Raw genomic sequence first — 19,312 nt, forward strand, 5'->3', positions numbered from 1 at the left:
CGTTAGTTTGAGCCGAATCGCGAAGAGATAATGAGGTAGAGGATGCGCCATCTGATCACCCTGTCGCTGGCAGCACTCCTGCTGGCCGGCCCTTCCCTTACGGGTTCTGCAGGTGCCGCCCCCCAGCATGGACTTGCCATGCATGGGCAGCCGGCACTGCCGCCTGGTTTTCAGCATTTCCCTTACGTCAACCCGGCGGTGAAGAAGGGCGGCAGCATTGCCTATGGCGTCGTCGGCACCTTCGACAGCCTCAATCCGTTCAACCTGAAGAGCATCCGCACCACGGCGCGCGGCATCTGGGACAATATCTTCGGCAACCTGATCTACGAAACGCTGATGGTGCGCTCGTCCGACGAACCGTTCACGCTCTACGGGCTTCTGGCGGAAAGCGTCGAGACGGACGAGGCACGCAGTTTCATCCAGTTCAACCTCAATCCCAAAGCACGCTGGTCCGACGGCGAGCCGGTGACGCCGGAAGATGTCATCTTTTCGCTGGAGGTGCTGCGCGACAAGGGCCGCACCCCGTTCAGCAACCGCATGCTGCCGATCGAGAAGATGGAAAAGGTCGGCGAACACGGTGTCCGCATCACCTTCAACGGCAAGGCGGATCGTGAGTTTCCGTTGATATTGGCGACGGGCACGCCGATCCTTCCCAAACATGCCGTGGACGTGGACAGCTTTGACCAGTCTACCTTAAAAATTCCAGTCGCCTCCGGCCCCTATCGCGTCACGTCGGTCCAGCCCGGCCAGAAGATCGTCTACGAGCGGCGCGCCGATTACTGGGGCAAGGACATTCCCTCCAAGGTCGGCTTTGACAATTACGACCAGATTTCGGTCGAATATTTCCTGCAGGAAAACACCCTTTTCGAGGCCTTCAAGAAGGGCGCGATCAACGTCTATCTTGAGGGCAACCCCACCCATTGGTCCCGCGCCTATGATTTTCCGGCCGTGACCAGCGGCGAGGTGGTGAAGGACGTGTTCAAGCCGGAATTGCCGACCGGCATGCTGGGCTTCGTCTTTAACCTGCGCCGTCCGATGTTTGAAAACCCGGATGTGCGTGCAGCGCTGACGCTGGCCTTTGATTTTGAATGGGCCAATCGCAACCTCTTCGATGGCGCCTATACCCGCACGCAAAGCTACTGGCAAAATTCCGAGCTTTCCTCGCTTGGCCATGCCGCCGACGACAAGGAACTGGCGCTGCTCGGCCAGGCGAAGGATCGCATCCCCGCCGACATCCTGGCCGGCAAGACCGTCCTGCCGCAAACCGACGGGTCCGGCGGTGACCGCAAGGTGCTGCGCCAGGTGGTGGAGCGATTGAAGAAGGCCGGCTACAGCATCGACAAGGGCCGCATGGTGGATGGTAGCGGCCGCCCGCTTGCCTTTGAAATCATGACGCAGAGCCAGGACCAGGAAAAAGTCGCCATCGCCTTCCAGCGCACGCTGAAGATGATCGGCGTTGACGCCGCGATCCGCACCGTTGATGACGCGCAGTACCAGAGCCGCTCCGGCAGTTTCGACTATGATGTGATCATGAAGTCCTATCCCTCGTCGCTGTCTCCGGGCATCGAGCAGGTCGGGCGCTGGGCGAGCGATTCGAAAAACCGGCAGGGAAGCTTCAACTTTGCAGGCCTTGGCGATCCCGATGTGGACCGCGTGATCCAGGCCATGCTGAATGCCCGATCGAAAGAGGACTTCACCACCGCCGTGCGCGCCTATGACCGGCTGCTGCTTGCCGGCTTCTACATGGTGCCGCTCTACCATATCCCCGAGCAATGGGTGGCGCGCTGGCGCACCATTGCCCATCCCGACACGGTGCCGCTCTACGGCTACCAGTTGCCAACCTGGTGGGATGTTCGCGCGCAGTAGCGCCAGCCCCACCTCGCCTGACCAAAGGACCTTTGCGATGGAAAAACTGACAATCGACCTCGTTTCGGACGTGGTCTGCCCCTGGTGTTATCTCGGCAAGGCGCGGCTGGAACTGGCCATCGCCGAAGTTCAGGACGAGGTGGGCATCGACATCAACTGGCGCCCCTATCGCCTCAACCCGGACTATCCGGCAGAAGGTGTCGACCAGAAGGCAGCACTGGAGGCAAAGCTCGGCGGCGCAGAAGCCGTCAAGCGCGGCCACGAGATGCTGACCGGGCTTGGCCGTGAAGTCGGCATCGCTTTTGATTTCGATGCGATCCGCATTGGCCCGAACACGCTCGATGCCCATCGGCTGATCCACTGGGCGATGATCGAGGGCCGCGTGATCCAGGACAAGCTGGTCGACCTGCTGTTCAAGGCCAATTTCGAAGAGGGACGCAATGTCGGTGATCACGCAGTCCTGCTTGACATCGCTGAACAGGCGGGGCTCCAGCGTGCCGTCATCGCTCCGCTGCTTCAATCAGACGCAGACAAGGACACGGTGATTGCCGAGATCGAGGCCGCCCAGACGATGGGCGTTAATGGCGTGCCCTTCTTCATCATCGACCAGCAATATGCGGTGAGCGGTGCGCAGACGCCGGATGTGCTGGCCAATGCTTTTCGCGAGATTGCCAAGGCGAAAGCGGAGGCCCGTGCCGGCATGAACTGACCGACACACGGGTGTGCGTCCACCGCGGCATGACATTGCGAATTGACGGACAGGCGCATCGGACCTATCCCGGCAGGACAAGAACCTCGCCGGGATATTTCGTTTGCGTGCTTCCGATTCGACCTTGAAGGGCGTTCTGATCGCCTTTGCCTGTTTTGCCGCCTATTCCTTCAGCGATGCCGCCATCAAGATGGTGGAGGGGCGCGTGCCGCCGTTCCAGGCGGGCTTCCTTGGGACGCTTGTCGGTGTTCTCGCCGTGCCCTTCCTGCTGAAGTCCGGCGATCGCTGGACCGACATGGTGCGCACCACCAACCGGCCGCTCTGGCTGTTGCGGTTTTTCTGCTCGGCCATCGGCACGGTCGGCAGCATCGTCGCCTTCACGCATCTCTCCATGGCAGAAGCCTTCTGCCTGATTTTCCTGCTGCCGTCCTTTGCCACGATCATGTCGGTGATCTTCTTGAAGGACAAGGTCGGGGCAAAGCGCTGGACGGCGGTGGCTGTCGGCTTTCTGGGGGTTCTGGTGGTGCTTCGGCCAGGTTTTCGCGAGCTATCCTTTGCCCACCTGACGGCCCTCGCCTCCGGCTTTACCGGGGCCGTTTCCGTCATCATCTATCGTTATCTCGGCCCCAGCGAAAAGAACATCTCGATGTATGGCGCGGGGCTTCTTGGCGGCCTCATCGTCTGCGCCATCGCCATGCTGCCGAACCTGATGGTGCCTTCAGCCTATGATGTTTTTCTGATCGTTATTTTCGGGCTTCTCGCGGCGGTCGGCACCGTGCTGCTGATGGTCGCCTCCTTTTATGCGCCAGCCGCCATCGTCACACCGATCCAGTACAGCCAGATGCTCTGGGCCATCCTCCTCGGTTATCTGATCTTCGGCGATCACGTGGATCTCTGGATGGGCCTCGGCATTGCCCTCATCGTGGGCTCCGGCCTGCTCACCCTGTCACGTGAACGCATCCGCGGCGTGACGCTTCCTCCACCCGTTGCCGGGCAGAGTGAAGCCACCATTGCCGTGAAGCCGGAGGATGCCGACACGCGGGGCTGAGGCGCGACCTCAGCCCTTCCTTGCAAGCTCCGCCAGCTGCGTCATGATCTGGGCTGCCGTCGTCAGGCGCTTTTCCGGCGTCGGCAGGTCGCGCAGCAGCATGATCGAGTGGTCGGGGCGGATTTTTGCCATCGAGCCCTGTTTGGCGATATAACCGACGAGGCCTGCCGGGTTCGGGAACAGCTTGTCGCGCAATTGCAGCACGATGCCCTTCGGGCCTGCCTCCACCTTTTCGACATTGGCCGTGCGGCAGAGCGACTTGATGTAGACGACCTTCAACAGGTTCTGCACCTCGACCGGCATCGGGCCAAAACGGTCCATCATTTCGGCGCCGAAACCATCGATTTCGGAGAGATCCGTCAACTCGCCAAGGCGGCGATAGAGACCCATGCGCAGGTGAAGATCCGGCACGTAGTTTTCCGGGATCATCACCGTGATGCCGACGGAAATCTGCGGTGACCAGCCGGTGTCGAGAATTTCGTCGTCGCCCTTCACTTCGGCAACCGCTTCCTCCAGCATCTGCTGGTACAGCTCGAAACCGACCTCCTTGATGTGGCCGGACTGTTCTTCGCCCAGAAGATTGCCGGCGCCGCGAATGTCGAGGTCGTGGCTTGCCAGCTGGAAGCCGGCGCCAAGTGTGTCGAGCGATTGCAGCACCTTCAGCCGCCGCTCGGCCGTCGTCGTCAGCGTCTTGTTGACCGGCAGCGTAAAGAGCGCAAAGGCGCGCACCTTGGAGCGCCCGACGCGGCCGCGCAGCTGGTAAAGCTGGGCGAGACCGAACATATCGGCGCGGTGAACGATCAGCGTGTTGGCTGTCGGCACATCAAGGCCCGATTCGACGATGGTGGTCGACAGAAGTACGTCATACTGGCCGTCATAGAAGGCATTCATGATGTCTTCCAGCTCGCCCGCCGCCATCTGACCGTGGGCGATGGCGACCTTCAGTTCGGGAACGTCCGACTGGAGAAAAGCCTGGATTTCCGGCAGGTCGGCGAGACGCGGGCAGACATAAAAACTCTGGCCACCGCGATAATGTTCGCGCATCAGGGTCTCGCGGATGACGAGCGCATCGAACGGCGAGATAAAGGTGCGCACAGCCATGCGGTCAACCGGCGGCGTGGTGATCAGCGACAGTTCGCGCACCCCGGTCATCGCCAGTTGCAGCGTGCGCGGAATGGGCGTCGCCGAGAGCGTCAGCACATGTACGTCGCTCTTCAGTTCCTTGAGCTTTTCCTTGTGCTTGACGCCAAAGTGCTGCTCCTCATCGATGATGAGAAGGCCGAGATTGGCAAACTTGATGCCGGTGCCGAGAAGCGCATGGGTGCCGACGACGATATCCACCTTTCCGTCAGAGATATCCTTCTTGGTCTGGTTCAGCTCCTTGGTGGTGACCAAGCGCGAGGCCTGTTCCACCCGGATCGGCAGCCCGCGAAACCGCTCGCGAAAGGTCTTGAAATGTTGGCGGGCAAGAAGCGTTGTCGGCACGACGACCGCCACCTGTGCGCCATTCATGGCAGCGAAGAATGCGGCGCGCAGCGCCACTTCCGTCTTGCCGAAACCGACGTCGCCGCAGACGAGGCGGTCCATCGGGCGGCCGGCGGCGAGATCGCCGCGCACCGAATCGATGGCGCTCGCCTGATCTTCCGTCTCGTCATAGGGGAAGCGGGCGGCAAATTCGTCGTAGAGCCCTTCCGGCGTTTCGAGAACCGGCGCGCGGCGCGTGATGCGGGTGGCAGCAAGCTTGATCAGGCCATCGGCCATGTCGAGCAGGCGCTTCTTCAGCTTGGCCTTGCGGGCCTGCCAGGCGCCGCCGCCGAGCTTGTCGAGCTGGGCTTCCGCCGCATCCGAACCGTATCGCGACAAAAGATCGATGTTTTCGACCGGCAGGAACAGCTTTGCCTGATCGGCATAATGCAGTTCCAGACAGGCGCGCGGCGCACCGGCTGCCTCGATCGTAATGAGGCCGACGAAACGGCCGATGCCGTGTTCGGCATGCACCACCAGCGACCCCTCGTCGAGGCCCGCCACTTCTGCAATGAAATCGGCACCGCGCTTGCGGCGCTTGGAGCGGCGCACCATGCGGTCGCCAAGAATATCCTGTTCGCCGATGACGACGAGATCGCCCGTCTCAAAGCCGCCCTCGATGCTGAAGACGGCAGAGGCCGCCTCGCCTTTCTGGAGCGTCTTGATATCGGCGAATTTTTCGATCTGACGGATGCGCTTCAGGCCGCGCTCGTCCAGCACCTGCAGAAGGCGGTCGAGCGAACCGGCGGACCAGCCGGTGATGAGAACCTTTGACCCCTCAGCGCGCTTGTCGGCAATATGCTTGACGACGAGATCGAAAACGTTGACGCGCTCTTCGCGGTTTGCCCGCTCCGCTTCGGCCTCAGCCTGCGCCTTTGCCCAGCGCGGCCCGGCATGGGCATCGAGCGTCACGACGCGGCGCGCCTGCCCGTCATGCTCGTTGAACGGCGTCAGGCGCAGAGCGCCGGCGGCATCCAGCAGATCGGCAAAGGCACCGCCCGTCAAGTAAAGCTGGCCCGGCGACACCGGCTTGTAGGGCGCCGATTGCGCCGTCGTGCCCTTGCCTGTGGTCACCGTGTTCTGGCGCGCATCAAAATAGTCGAGGATCAGCTTGGAGCGTTCCTGGGCTGCCTCGCGCGCCGTATGATCGGTGACGATGCGAAACCCCTTGAGATATTCAAAGGCTGTTTCCAGATGCTCGTAGAACAACGGCAGCCAGTGCTCCATGCCGGCATAACGCCGACCTTCGGAGACGGCCTGATAAAGTGCATCGTCGCGGGTCGCCGCGCCAAAGGTGGAGAGGTAGGATTTGCGGAAACGGCTGATCGTATCCGGCGTCAGCGTCACCTCACTCATCGGGTTGAGATCGAGCGAGCGGGCTTGCCCCGTCGTGCGCTGGCTTGCCGGGTCGAAGGTACGGATCGTCTCCAGCGTATCGCCAAAGAAATCGAGCCGCACCGGCTCTTCTGTGCCGGGCACGAAGACATCGAGAATGCCGCCGCGCACGGCAAATTCACCCACTTCGCGCACCGTCGACACCCGGTCGAACCCGTTGCGCTCAAGGCGAGCGGCAATATCGTCCATGCGGATGACGTTGCCGGGACGGGCCGAAAACGCCAGGCTGTCGATCACTTCGGCCGGCGCGATCTTCTGCATCATCGCATTAACGGTGACGAGTACGATGGCCGGATGCGGCTTTTTCGCATGGGCAATGAGGCCAGACAGGGCCGTCAGACGGCGTGCCGAGACATAGGCGCTGGGCGACACACGGTCATAGGGCAGGCAGTCCCAGGCCGGCAGCGTGAGCACCGGAATATCGGGCGCGACGAAAGACAGCATCTGCTCGATATCGGCCATGCGCTGGCCATCGGAGATGACATAGGCCACCGGCTGGCCGGTGCGCGCCAGTTCCGCAAGCAGCAGCGGCTCCATGCCGGCCTGAACATTGGCAATGGTCAGCCCCGCCGCGGAGGCAGCGATCTTCTTCGCGTCGAAACCTGAAATCATTCGCTCAGTCCGTGCTTTGCTTTCAAAGCCTCGACCGTCACGATGTCGAAGTCCGGGCGATAGGCGGCAAGCCGCGCAAACATCATCTGGGGCAAATACTCCGGCACGGGATCCGCGCCGGTGATCCAGCGGTTCAGATCCTGGTCCTCTTCCGCCATGATCGTCTCGAACTCGTCGAGTTCGGTGTCCGACAGCTCGGAAATATTGTTCTCGGCAAATTCGCCGAACACGAGATCCATTTCGCGAATGCCACGGTGCCAGCAGCGGTAGAGAATCCGGCGGCGGCGGGGATCGAGATCAGCGCTGGTGCGTGTCAGTCCAGTCATGGAATTCAAACCTTTGTTGAGCCGCTGATATAGGATGAAAACTTCTCCGTGTCAGCCTTGCCAAGCGGCCAAATTCCAGCGCATTTTGCCGGCCATGCGTCCTGCCCTGCTTGATCCCCTGTTTGCCCCCGTCGGAAGCCTGGCCGGTATCGGCCCGAAACTCGCCGATCTGATCGCCCGCGTCACCAATCGCGAGGACGGAGAGGACTGCCGTGTGGTGGATGTGCTCTTCCACGCGCCGTCCTCGATCATCGACCGGCGCAACCGTCCGGGCATTGCGCTTGCCCCGCAGGGCGCCATCGTCACAATCGAAGGCCGCGTCGACCGTCATCAGCCACCACCGCCGGGCTCCAACATGCCCTACCGCGTTTTCCTGCATGACGAGACCGGCGAGCTGGCGCTGACCTTCTTTCGCGCCAAGGGCAATTGGCTGGAAAAGGCGCTGCCGATCGACGAACAGGTGATGGTGAGCGGCAAGGTGGACTGGTTCAACGGCCGTCCCTCCATGGTGCATCCGGACCTGATGATGAAAGTGTCCGAAGTCGGTGACATGCCCTTGGTCGAGCCTGTCTATCCGATGACGGCCGGCCTGATGCCGAAGGTCTTGCGCCGCGCCATCGAAGGATCGCTTGCCCGCCTGCCGGAATTTCCAGAATGGATGGATCTGGCGCTGCAGCAGAAACAGGGGCTGCCTTCCGTTTCGGATGCCTTTCGTCAGTTGCACGATCCACGCGACGCCCATGACCTCGATCCGCAGACGCCATCGCGCCGCAGGCTGGCCTATGACGAGTTTCTGGCAGGCCAGGTATCGCTGGCGCTGGTGCGCCAGAAATTGCGAAAAGTCGCCGGCCGGCCGATCCGCGTCGAAGGCCGGCTCTCCGCCGCGATCAAGGCTGCCCTTCCCTTTACGCTCACCGGCAGCCAGCTTCAGGCAATTGCTGAAATCCGCGCCGATATCGCCAGAGACGAGCGCATGTTGCGGCTGGTGCAGGGTGACGTCGGCGCCGGCAAGACGCTGGTGGCGCTGATGGCCATGGCCGATGCAGTGGAGGCCGGCGGCCAGGCGGTGCTGATGGCGCCGACGGAAATTCTGGCGCGGCAGCATTTTGCGACGATCAGCCGTTTTGGGCTAGCGGTCGGCCTGAAGGTCGAGGTGCTCACGGGCCGCGTCAAGGGCCGCGAGCGCGACGCGCTGATGGAGCGTATTGCGTCTGGCGAAGCGCAGATCATCGTCGGCACGCATGCGCTGTTCCAGGATGCCATCGTCTACAAGGATCTCATGCTGGCGGTGGTGGATGAACAACACCGATTCGGCGTGCATCAACGCCTGCGCCTCACCGCCAAGGGCATTTCCCCGCATATGCTGGTGATGACGGCAACGCCCATTCCGCGCACACTGGTGCTCGCCGCCTTCGGCGACATGGACGTATCCAAACTTACCGAAAAGCCGGCCGGCCGCAAGCCGATCCAGACGGTGACGGTGCCGACAGAGCGGCTGGATGACATCATCGGGCGCCTGCGTGCGGCGATTGCCGATGGCAAGAAAGCCTACTGGATCTGCCCGCTGGTTGAGGAATCGGATGCCTCGGAGCTGATGTCGGCGGAAGAGCGTCATACGGTTTTGGTCAAGGCGCTTGGGCCGCAGATGGGATCAAAGGTTGGCCTTGTCCATGGCCGCATGAGCGGCACGGAAAAGGACACGGTGATGGCAGCCTTCAAGGCCGGAGACCTGCGCCTGCTTGTTGCCACGACCGTGGTCGAAGTCGGCGTCGATGTGCCGGATGCCACCATCATGGTCATCGAGCATGCCGAACGGTTTGGCCTTGCCCAGTTGCACCAGCTGCGCGGGCGCGTCGGGCGCGGCGACGAAGCCTCGTCGTGCATCCTACTCTACAAGGGGCCGCTCAGCGAAACCGGCAAGGCCCGCCTTTCGATCCTGCGCGACAGCGAGGACGGTTTTCTGATTGCCGAGGAAGACTTGAAACTGCGCGGCGAAGGCGAATTGCTGGGCACCCGTCAATCCGGCACGCCGGGTTTTCGCATCGCAAGTCTGGAAGCCCATGCGGATCTTCTGGAAATCGCCCGCAAGGATGCGGCCTACCTGTTGGAAAAGGATCCGGATCTCACCGGTGAACGGGGCCAGGCTCTGCGGGTGCTGCTCTATCTGCATCGACGCGACGAAGCGATCCGCTTCCTGCGTGCCGGCTGACCTTGCCGCTACCACCCCCTCGCAGTATCGCGGCAAAAAAGCCGGGTCCACTCTCAAAATTTTTAGGAAATTGACAAGACGACATGCAGCTTCGCCGTTTAGATTGATGAAAGCCAAGTTTTGACATTTTTCGCGCCTGCGGTTGCAGCAAACATTTGGAGTTACTCATGTCCAGCAAAAGACCCACAGGCATCAAGGAATACGATGCGCCGGCCGGTGGTTGGGGTGCGCTCCGCGCTGTCGCAAAGGCCCTTTCCCAGCAGCAGATTGTCGCTCAAGGCAGCGCAACACTGCTGAAGGCCAACCAGGCGGAAGGGTTCGATTGCCCCGGCTGCGCCTGGCCCGACCCGAAACACACCTCGTCCTTCGAATTCTGCGAAAACGGCGCCAAGGCGATCACCTGGGAATCCACCGCAAAACGCATTGGCCCGGAATTTTTCGCAGAGCATACAGTGAGCGAATTGTGGACCTGGACCGATCATCAGCTTGAGGATCAGGGACGCCTCACCCACCCGATGATCTATGACGCCAAGCTGGATCGTTACCAGCCGATCGACTGGGCAGACGCCTTCGCGCTGATCGGGCAAGGCCTGAACGCGCTGGAAAACCCGCATCAAGCAGAATTCTATACGTCCGGCCGCGCCTCCAACGAGGCAGCCTTCCTGTTCCAGCTTTTTGTGCGCGCCTATGGCACCAACAATTTTCCCGACTGTTCGAACATGTGCCACGAGGCGACCAGCGTCGGCCTGCCAAAATCGATCGGCGTCGGCAAGGGCACGGTGCTGCTGGAGGATTTCGACCATTGCGACGCCATCTTCAGCTTCGGCCACAATCCCGGCACCAACCATCCACGCATGATGGCGACACTGCACGAAGCCGCACGGCGCGGCGTGCCGATCATCGTGTTCAATCCGCTGAAGGAACGGGCGCTCGAAAAGTTTGCCTCGCCGCAAGACCCGGTGGAGATGGCGACGTTCTCTTCCACACCGATTGCCTCCGCCTACCATCAGGTAAAGGCCGGCGGGGATCTCGCCGCCCTCAAGGGCCTGATGAAAGCCGTTTTCGAGCGCGACGATGCCGACCGTGCCGCCGGTGGACCGGGCGTTCTCGACCGGGATTTCCTCGCCGAACACACGATCGGGCTTGAAGCGTTGCGGCAGGATATCGATGCAACCTCCTGGCGGGCCATTGTTTTGAAGTCGGGCCTCACGCAAGAGGCTCTGCGTGGCGCAGCGGATGTCTACATCAAGGCGAAGAAGGTGATTGCCTGCTACGGCATGGGCATCACCCAGCATGCGCATGGCACGGAAAACGTCCAACAGCTCGCCAATTTCCTGCTGCTGCGCGGCAATATCGGGCGCGAAGGCGCCGGCATCTGCCCCTTGCGCGGCCATTCCAACGTGCAGGGCGACCGCACTGTCGGCATCACCGAAATTCCGACTCCCGCCCTCCTCGATGGCATCGAACGGGCTTTCGGCTTTCGCCCGACCGGCGACAAGGGCCACAATGCCGTGGAAGCGGTGGATGCGATCAATGACGGCACATCGAAGGCCCTGATCTGCCTCGGCGGCAATCTGGCCGTTGCCATGCCCGATACCGAGTACACGTTCGAGGCCATGCGCAAGCTGGATCTCTCCGTCCACATCGCCACGAAACTCAACCGCTCGCATCTGCTGACCGGCAAGACGACAATCGTCCTGCCCTGCTTCGGGCGCACCGACCTCGATGTGCAGGCATCGGGTCCGCAATCGGTGACGGTCGAGGATTCCATGTCGATGGTGCATGCTTCGCGCGGCTTCCTCAACCCGCCGGGCGAGCTGCTTTTGTCCGAACCGGCCATCGTTGTCGGCATGGCGAAGGCGACGCTCGGCGACCGCTACGGCATCGACTGGGACGGCATGCTCGCAAACTACGACCGAATCCGCGACAAGATCGAGGTCGTGTTTCCCGATTTTGCCGATTACAACGCCCGCGTCCGCGTCAAGGGTGGTTTCCGCCTGACGGTCGGTGCGTCCAACCGTGTCTGGAACACGCCATCGGGCAAGGCAACTTTTCTGGTCGCGCGCGGTCTTGAGGAAGACGGCACCGGTCTTTCCGCGGATGCGCTGGTGCTGACGACACTTCGTGCCCACGACCAGTATAACACCACCATCTACGGCATGGACGACCGTTATCGCGGCGTGTTCGGCCGTCGCGACGTGGTGCTCATGAACGCCGAGGATCTGGCCGCTCGCGGTCTTGCCGATGGTGACCGCATCGACATCCGCTCGCTGTTTGCAGGGGACGACCGCCCGCGCGGCGTGACCGGCTACACCGCCGTCGCCTACGATATCCCCAAGGGCTCGATTGCCGGTTATTATCCCGAAATGAACGCGGTGATTGCCATGGCCGATCACGACAGGCGCTCCGGCACGCCAGCCTACAAGGGCGTGCCGGTGCGGGTCTTGCGCTCAGCCTGATGCAAAAGGCCCCGGCGAGACAATCGCCGGGGCCTTTCACAACGTGCCGGAATTGCCGGAAAAGCTTTACTTCTTCATGCCCGGCAGGGTCACGCGGAACACCTGAAACATGGTGTCGACATCGGCGCCACCTTCGGCCTTGTAGGCCGCGCCCACCTGGAAACCATCCTGCGTCAGGAAATCGTTGTCATTGGCAACGAAGAGGAAATAATCATCGGGTGCGGCCGGATCGAGAGCGCTTGCGATCGACATCGCCTCCCACTTTTCAGAGAGGTTGTTGCGGTCGTTCGGCGCGCCGTTGTGCAGGCCGAAACGGGCCAGCTGTGCCGCATCGTTGAGGTCGATAAAATCGGAGAGCTTGGCCGGCGTGACGGAGGCATCCACCACGCCCTTGGGGGCGACCGGTTTCATGGCGTCAAAGTCACCGTTTGCGATGTCGGTGGCATCAGACAGATCGACAAGATCGATCTTGCGATAGACGGAGGTATCGCCCTTCAGGCCCTGGCCATTGTTGCTGTCGCGGGCAATCATCAGGAAGGCCTTGTCGGAGAGCGCGAGGATCTCGCTCTGGGCGGCAACGGCCACCTTGCCCTTGTTGTCGAAGGTCGGCAGCGGCACGACATATTCATGCACCAGCTTCAGCTTGGACACGTCGCTGGCATCATAGACCAGCGCGCGGGTGTTCATGCGGGTCGAGGACGAATCGCCGCCATCCTGGCGGGTGGCCGATTGCAGAACGGCAATCGCAAACTTGCCATCCGGCGTCAGCGACATGCCCTCAAGGCCCTGGTTGTTCTGGCGGCCGGTATCGGGATCCTTCGGGTCCGGCTTCTTGCCGCCGGCATCGACATTGTTGGAGGAGAAGTTCAGCGCATCCTTGCGCATCGGCAACAGCGCCTTTGGCGGCTGCGTGGCGGAGAGAAGCTTGCCGTCCGCACCGAAGCGGTAGATGTAGGGGCCGTATTCGTCGCTGATCAGCATCGAACCGTCATTCAGAAGCACGACGGCTTCGGGATCGAGCGAAACCTTGCCGGTGCGCGCTTCAGGAAGTGCCGGCAGCGTGCCCGCGGCGGCGCGAACGCCCGATTCCGGATCAAGCCCGGTCATGCTCTTGCCCTTGTCGTCGAGAAGCAGAACCGTGTCGGCAAGCTTTGCTTCAAGGCCCGTTTGCTGCTTGTCAGCGGCAACGGCCGCACCTGCCGCTGCCGGTGTCAGGCGCAGTTCGATACGGTTGATGCGGGTGTTGTAGTCGGTCGTGCCTTCGACGTTATAACCACGGTCGGGCAGCAGCCACAGCGCGCCGGTATAGGCATCGCCGTCCTTCTTCCAGCTCTTCATGTCCACGGCCATGCCGGAACCGGAGCCAAACGTTTCGCCGAACTTGTCCTTGAGATTTGCCGGCATGCGGCCGATGGCCACAAGGCCCTTGTTGGTAACGGTCACGCCGGGGGCGCTGACGCTGCCTTCGGCGAATGCCGCAACGGGCAAAAGGAAGATCGAGGCGGCAAGCGCCATCTTCAGGCAATGCAAAACACGGGTGTTGGAAGTGCGCATGGATGCGGCCCTCTGGAAAAATTTCGGGAGGGGATCCGTTCGCCACGCCCTTGGACCCGGTAAAGGAGCCTTTTGGCCCTTCATCCTCCAGCAGTCGAACACCCCCAGCCCTTGTCTCTAGGCGGCCAATATGACGGCTGGATGAAGCCTGGCACCGCTTGCGATGCTCAGGCGGGTTGCGGTGCGATTTCGCTTGGTGGCTGCGGTTCCACCGGTGCCTTCGGCGTCCAGGGCGGGGTGATAAGCGCGCCTGAGATCAGGAGCTTTGCGGCATCTTCCGGCGTCATGTCCAGCATGACGATCCGGCTTTTGGGCACGAACAGCAAAAAACCGGCAGTAGGCACCGGCGTCGGCGGCAGGAAGACGGCGATCATCTCTTCGCCGGTCTCGTTGAGGCGCGCGGCCACCTCGCCTTGCGCTTCCGCCGAGATGAACACCAGCGCCCAGGTGCCGGGCCCTGGAAATTCGATGAGCCCGACCTTCTTGAACGAAGTCGACTGGTCCTTCAGCACCGTCTCGAAAATCTGCTTCAGGCTCTTGTAGAGAGTGCGCACCAGCGGCGTGTGATGCAGGATCGATTCGCCGAACTTGACGACCGAGCGGCCGATGAGATTCTTGCCGAGAAAACCGATCACGGTGATGAACACCATGGCGATCACAAGCCCGGTGCCGGGGATCGCAATATCGAAATAATACTGCGGGTTGTAACGCTCGGGAATATAGGGCGTCACCCAGCTGTCGGCCCAGTCGATGAAGGCAAATGTCAGCCAGATGGTGATGGCAAGCGGCGCGCAGATAATGAGGCCGGTGAGGAAATTGTTCCGCAGCCGGCCGGCCAGCGTAATTCTTTCCGGGATATCCGCCATTTCAATCCGTCATTTTATGCTGCAATGCCGTAAACGGCCGGGTGAACCCGGACAATGCCGGAGGCATCCCTTCCCCGCAAGCGCATCGCCATTAAATAATCGCGTGCGCGTCAACGACGGGAGAAGCCGGCATCGGTGACGATGCCGGCCAAAGATCTCATTCCACCGTCACCGACTTGGCAAGGTTGCGCGGCTGGTCGACATCTGTGCCCATGAAGACCGCCGTGTGATAGGCCAGAAGCTGGATCGGCAGCGCAAAGATCATCGGCGAAATCACCTCATCCACGACAGGCAGAACGATGGTCGCCATGGTCGGGAGTTTGGAGGCGGCCGCTCCCTTTTCGTCGGTGATGAAAATGATCTTGCCGCCGCGCGCTGCCACTTCCTGCATGTTGGAGACGGTCTTTTCAAAAAACCGGTCATGCGGGGCAATGACGATGACAGGCATGTTTTCATCGATCAGCGCAATCGGCCCGTGCTTCAGCTCGCCCGCCGCATAACCTTCGGCGTGGATATAGGAAATTTCCTTGAGTTTGAGCGCGCCCTCGAGTGCCAGCGGATAGCTGGTGCCGCGCCCGAGATAAAGCACATCCTTGAAGCGCGACAGGTCGCGTGACAGCGTTTCCATCTGCGGCTGGATGAGGTTCAACACATGGCTCATCACGCGGGGCATCTCGATCAGATGGCGCACCATGGCCTTTTCATCCACCTCGGACAACGTGCCACGCGCCCGGCCGGCCTGAATGGCAAGCGAGGCCAGCACCGCCAGCTGGCAGGTGAAGGCTTTTGTCGAGGCAACGCCGATTTCGGGACCGGCCAGAATCGGAAACACCGCATCGGCTTCCCGCGCAATGGTCGATTCGCGCACGTTGACGATGGCGCCGATGGGCAGCCCCGCCTCCTTGCAATAACGCAGCGAGGCCAGCGTATCGGCGGTTTCACCCGATTGAGAGATAAACAGCGCCGCCTGATCGGAGGACAGCGGCATTTCACGGTAGCGGAACTCGGAGGCGACATCGATTTCCACCGGCAGGCGCGCATAACGCTCGAACCAGTATTTGCCGATGAGACCAGCGAGATAGGCCGTGCCGCAGGCGGAAATCGCAAGGCTTCTGACCTTGGCAAAATCGATGGCAGGGCCTTGCGCCTTCACCGTGCCGCTTGCGAAATCCACATAGTGGCTGAGCGCGTGCGAAATGATTTCCGGCTGCTCGTAGATTTCCTTTTCCATGAAATGGCGGTGATTGCCCTTGTCGACCATCAGGGCTGCGGCCTGCGAAATCTGCATCGGCCGCGAGACCGGCTTTCCGGCATAATCCATGATCGACACGCCGCGCGCCGTCATCACGGCGCAATCGCCATCCACGAGATAGGTGATGCGGTTGGTAAAGGGTGCGAGCGCAATTGCGTCGGAGCCCAGAAACATTTCGCCCTGGCCATGGCCGATGGCGAGCGGCGGCCCGAAGCGGGCGCTGAAAATCGTGCCGGGATCATCGGCAAACATCACCACCAGTGCATAGGCGCCGCTGACGCGGTTCAGCATGGCCAGCATCGCCGCCTGATGATCCATGCCCGCACGGATAAATTTGGCCAGCAGATGCGCCACCACTTCCGTATCCGTCTGGCTTTCGAAGTTAGCCCCTTCGGTCAGCAACTCGTCGCGCAGCTCGGAAAAATTCTCGATGATGCCGTTATGAACGACGGCAACGCCTTCGACGAAATGCGGATGGGCATTGGTCTCGTTCGGCACGCCGTGCGTTGCCCAGCGGGTATGGGCAATGCCGATTTCGCCCGGAAGCGGTTCCAGAGACAGCTTCTTTTCGAGGTTGAACAGTTTTCCCTCGGCGCGGCGGCGCTCCATCATACCGTCATGGATCGTGGCAACGCCGGCCGAATCATAGCCGCGATATTCCAGCCGCCGCAACGCATCGACCAGCCGTTCCGCCACCGGTGCCTTGCCGACGATGCCAACGATACCGCACATATGAACCTCTTTCGTTTTCTCGAATGCGCGAATTCCTACCGCACCGCACACAATGTGCAATTGGCGCGCCGGTCAAATTCGATTTGTTACGGTAATCTATCTGAGTTTACCGGATGTTCTTCCGCGACGCCTTCAACGCCTGCGCCCGTTCGCGCACGGCTTTCGCCCGGTCCGCCTTCACCTCCTGGCGGGCACGACCAAAGGCCAGCGCATCATCGGGCACATCCTGCGTGATCACGCTGCCCGAGGCGATATAGGCGCCGTTTCCGATGGTGACAGGGGCGACCAGCGCGGAGTTGGAGCCGATGAAGGCGTTTTCGCCGATCCGCGTCTCGCTCTTGTTAAAACCATCGTAATTGCAGGTGATGGTGCCGGCCCCGATATTCGTGCCCGCGCCAATGAAGGCATCGCCGATATAGGTGAGATGGTTCACCTTGGCGCCAGCCCCGATCTCGGCCTTCTTCACCTCGCAGAAATTGCCGACCTTGGAGCCCTCGCCGAGATTTGCGCCGGGACGCAGGCGCGCGAACGGGCCAACCGTTGCACCGGATGCCACGTGGGCTCCTTCCAGATGCGAAAAGGCATGGATCACCGCGCCCGATTCCACCGTCACCCCGGGGCCGAAAACCACATTCGGCTCGATCAGCACGTCGGGCTGAAGCTCGGTGTCATGGGCAAGAAACACCGTTTCCGGCGCAACCATCGAAACGCCTGAAAGCATCGTTTCGTGACGGCGGCGCTGCTGCCAGCTTGCCTCCAGTAGCGCCAGTTCGGCGCGCGTGTTGCAGCCGGCAAGTTCGGCCTCGGGTGCATCGATGGCAACCACCCGGCCACCGTGGGCACGCGCGATTTCCACCAGATCCGTCAGGTAATATTCGCCCTTGGCATTGCTGTTGCCGATCTTGTCCAGCCATTCCAGCGCACGCGCGCCATTGATGGCCATCAGCCCGCTATTGCACCAGGTAACCTTGCGCTCCTCGTCGGTTGCGTCCTTTTCCTCGCGGATCGCCACCAGTTGACCATCCTCGACCAGAAGCCGACCATAACCGGACGGCTTTTGCGTGTGAAAACCGATCACCACGACATCGGCGCCTTCGGCCAGTTTCTCACGGGCTGACAGGAATGTTTGCGGGCGCACCAGCGGCACGTCGCCATAGGTCACCACCACATCGTCGAAGCCTTGCGCAATGGCCTCGCGCGCCGTCAGCACCGCGTGGCCTGTGCCGCGCCGCTCCACCTGCAGAAATGTGGTAATCTCGATGCCTCCGGTGACGGCAGCCTTGGCGACCGCCTCCGCATCTCGCCCGAGCACAAGGGCTGCATTTTCCATGCCGGCATCGCCGACCGCGCGCATGACATGGCCGATCATCGGCAGCCCGGCAATCGGATGCAGAACCTTTGACATCGACGACTTCATCCGGGTGCTGTCGCCGGCGGCGAGGATCACGGCAAGGCAGGTGCGAGGCATTGAGGTCTCCATGAAAGTCTTCGGCGCGCTTCATATCAGCAGTTGCGCCGACACGCCAACAGGCAGTGCATCAAGCCGCCGCATCAGCCTCTGCCATTGCGACAAAATGCAAAAAGGGCGCCACGGTGGCGCCCTTCGCATTCCTGTTCGACAGCCGGCCCCAAAGCCGAGCCGTCGTCACGATGCTTTACTGCGGCAGCTTGTCGTCGACGCCCTGCACGTAGAAATTCATGCCGAGCAGCACGCCGTCTTCAGCCTTTTCGCCAGCCTTCAGCCAGGGCGAACCGTCCTGCTTGTTGATCGGGCCAGTGAAGGGATGCAGTTCGCCGGACTTGATCTTGGCTTCGGTTTCTTCCGCCATCGCCTTCACGTCATCGGGCATGTTGGTGTAGGGCGCCATGGTCAGGATGCCGTCCTTCAGGCCGTCCCAGATCTGTTCCGACTTCCAGGTGCCGTCCAGAAGCGCCTTGGTGCGCTTGATGTAATAGGCGCCCCAGGTGTCGACGATGGCGGTCAGCTGCGTCTTCGGGCCGGCAGCAATCATGTCGGAGGCCTGGCCGAAGGCCATGATGCCACGCTCGGCGGCAACCTGCATCGGAGCCGTCGTGTCGGTGTGCTGCGTCATCACGTCGACGCCCTGGTCGATCAGAGCCTTGGCGGCATCGGCTTCCTTGCCCGGGTCGAACCAGGTGTTGGCCCAGACGACCTTCAGCTTGAATTCCGGATTGACCGACTTAGCGCCGAGTTCAAAAGCGTTGATGCCCATGACGACTTCCGGGATCGGGAAGGAGGCGATGTAGCCGGCCACACCCTTCTTCGACATTTTCGCGGCGATCTGGCCCTGGATATAACGGCCTTCGTAGAAACGCGAATTGTAGGTGGCGAGGTTTTCCGCCGCCTTGAAGCCGGTGGCGTGCTCGAACTTCACCTTCGGGAACTTTGCCGCAACCTTCACGGTCGCATCCATGAAGCCGAAGGACGTGGTGTAGACGAGAGCGCAGCCGGAACGGGCCATGCGCTCGATAGCACGTTCGGCATCGGGGCCTTCCGGCACGCTTTCCAGATACGGCGTTTCGATCTTGTCGCCGAGCGCCTTCTGCAGCTCCTGGCGGCCGATGTCATGCGCCTGCGTCCAGCCGCCATCAGTCTTGGTGCCGACATAGATGAAACACACCTTGGTTTTTTCCTGCGCCTCAGCGCCCACGGTAAAACTGCCCAGCGTGGCAGCCGTGGCGGCGAGTGCGATAATCAGCTTCTTCATTGTACAACCCCTGTTTGGCTCGAAGCTACGG

General features: G+C 61.5%; 12 protein-coding genes. 5 read left to right on the top strand and 7 right to left on the bottom strand.

The window, feature by feature from the left end:
- Positions 1 to 42: 42 nt before the first annotated feature.
- The 3 genes from AC4CWH_RS08295 to AC4CWH_RS08305 all read left to right on the top strand — a co-directional run bounded on the left by AC4CWH_RS08295 (position 43) and on the right by AC4CWH_RS08305 (position 3,623).
- Positions 43 to 1,866 carry an extracellular solute-binding protein gene (locus AC4CWH_RS08295; RefSeq protein WP_491321170.1) on the top strand — a complete coding sequence of 608 codons (1,824 nt, stop codon included), beginning with the start codon at positions 43 to 45 and terminating at the stop codon, positions 1,864 to 1,866.
- A gap of 37 nt (positions 1,867 to 1,903) precedes the next feature.
- The gene (locus tag AC4CWH_RS08300; protein ID WP_491321171.1) at positions 1,904 to 2,575 is read left to right on the top strand and encodes a DsbA family oxidoreductase; all 672 of its coding nucleotides are present in this window, start codon (positions 1,904 to 1,906) and stop codon (positions 2,573 to 2,575) included.
- 103 nt (positions 2,576 to 2,678) lie between these two features.
- Positions 2,679 to 3,623, top strand: coding sequence for a DMT family transporter (locus AC4CWH_RS08305; protein ID WP_491321172.1), 945 nt, complete (start codon positions 2,679 to 2,681; stop codon positions 3,621 to 3,623).
- A gap of 9 nt (positions 3,624 to 3,632) precedes the next feature.
- Here AC4CWH_RS08305 and mfd read toward each other — a convergent pair whose 3' ends face one another.
- Both mfd and AC4CWH_RS08315 read right to left on the bottom strand, forming a co-directional pair.
- Complete coding sequence (gene mfd, locus AC4CWH_RS08310) at positions 3,633 to 7,154, bottom strand: transcription-repair coupling factor (RefSeq protein WP_491321173.1); 3,522 nt, start codon at positions 7,152 to 7,154, stop codon at positions 3,633 to 3,635.
- On the bottom strand, positions 7,151 to 7,480 hold the full coding sequence (locus AC4CWH_RS08315) for a succinate dehydrogenase assembly factor 2 (protein WP_491321174.1): 330 nt from the start codon (positions 7,478 to 7,480) through the stop codon (positions 7,151 to 7,153). The genes mfd and AC4CWH_RS08315 overlap by 4 nt, the downstream gene beginning before the upstream one ends.
- A 94-nt stretch (positions 7,481 to 7,574) precedes the next feature.
- On the opposite strand from AC4CWH_RS08315, the gene recG reads away from it, so the two are divergent.
- Both recG and AC4CWH_RS08325 read left to right on the top strand, forming a co-directional pair.
- Positions 7,575 to 9,689 carry an ATP-dependent DNA helicase RecG gene (recG, locus tag AC4CWH_RS08320; RefSeq protein WP_491321175.1) on the top strand — a complete coding sequence of 705 codons (2,115 nt, stop codon included), beginning with the start codon at positions 7,575 to 7,577 and terminating at the stop codon, positions 9,687 to 9,689.
- A 167-nt stretch (positions 9,690 to 9,856) separates the two neighbouring features.
- Positions 9,857 to 12,148: an FdhF/YdeP family oxidoreductase gene (locus tag AC4CWH_RS08325; RefSeq protein WP_491321176.1), complete on the top strand. Its 2,292-nt coding sequence runs from the start codon at positions 9,857 to 9,859 to the stop codon at positions 12,146 to 12,148.
- A gap of 66 nt (positions 12,149 to 12,214) precedes the next feature.
- On the opposite strand, the gene AC4CWH_RS08330 is transcribed toward AC4CWH_RS08325, so the two are convergent.
- The 5 genes from AC4CWH_RS08330 to AC4CWH_RS08350 all read right to left on the bottom strand — a co-directional run bounded on the left by AC4CWH_RS08330 (position 12,215) and on the right by AC4CWH_RS08350 (position 19,281).
- On the bottom strand, positions 12,215 to 13,663 hold the full coding sequence (locus AC4CWH_RS08330; RefSeq protein ID WP_491321387.1) for an esterase-like activity of phytase family protein: 1,449 nt from the start codon (positions 13,661 to 13,663) through the stop codon (positions 12,215 to 12,217).
- Between the two features lie 206 nt (positions 13,664 to 13,869).
- Positions 13,870 to 14,568, bottom strand: a complete 699-nt coding sequence (locus tag AC4CWH_RS08335; RefSeq protein WP_491321177.1) for a DUF502 domain-containing protein — start codon at positions 14,566 to 14,568, stop codon at positions 13,870 to 13,872.
- A 157-nt stretch (positions 14,569 to 14,725) separates the two neighbouring features.
- Positions 14,726 to 16,552 carry a glutamine--fructose-6-phosphate transaminase (isomerizing) gene (gene glmS, locus AC4CWH_RS08340; protein WP_491321178.1) on the bottom strand — a complete coding sequence of 609 codons (1,827 nt, stop codon included), beginning with the start codon at positions 16,550 to 16,552 and terminating at the stop codon, positions 14,726 to 14,728.
- A 106-nt stretch (positions 16,553 to 16,658) separates the two neighbouring features.
- Positions 16,659 to 18,020, bottom strand: coding sequence for a bifunctional UDP-N-acetylglucosamine diphosphorylase/glucosamine-1-phosphate N-acetyltransferase GlmU (gene glmU, locus AC4CWH_RS08345; RefSeq protein WP_491321179.1), 1,362 nt, complete (start codon positions 18,018 to 18,020; stop codon positions 16,659 to 16,661).
- A gap of 187 nt (positions 18,021 to 18,207) precedes the next feature.
- On the bottom strand, positions 18,208 to 19,281 hold the full coding sequence (locus AC4CWH_RS08350) for a BMP family ABC transporter substrate-binding protein (protein ID WP_491281607.1): 1,074 nt from the start codon (positions 19,279 to 19,281) through the stop codon (positions 18,208 to 18,210).
- Positions 19,282 to 19,312: the final 31 nt, after the last annotated feature.

The sequence above is a fragment of the Neorhizobium sp. PAMB6716 genome, assembly GCF_058242805.1.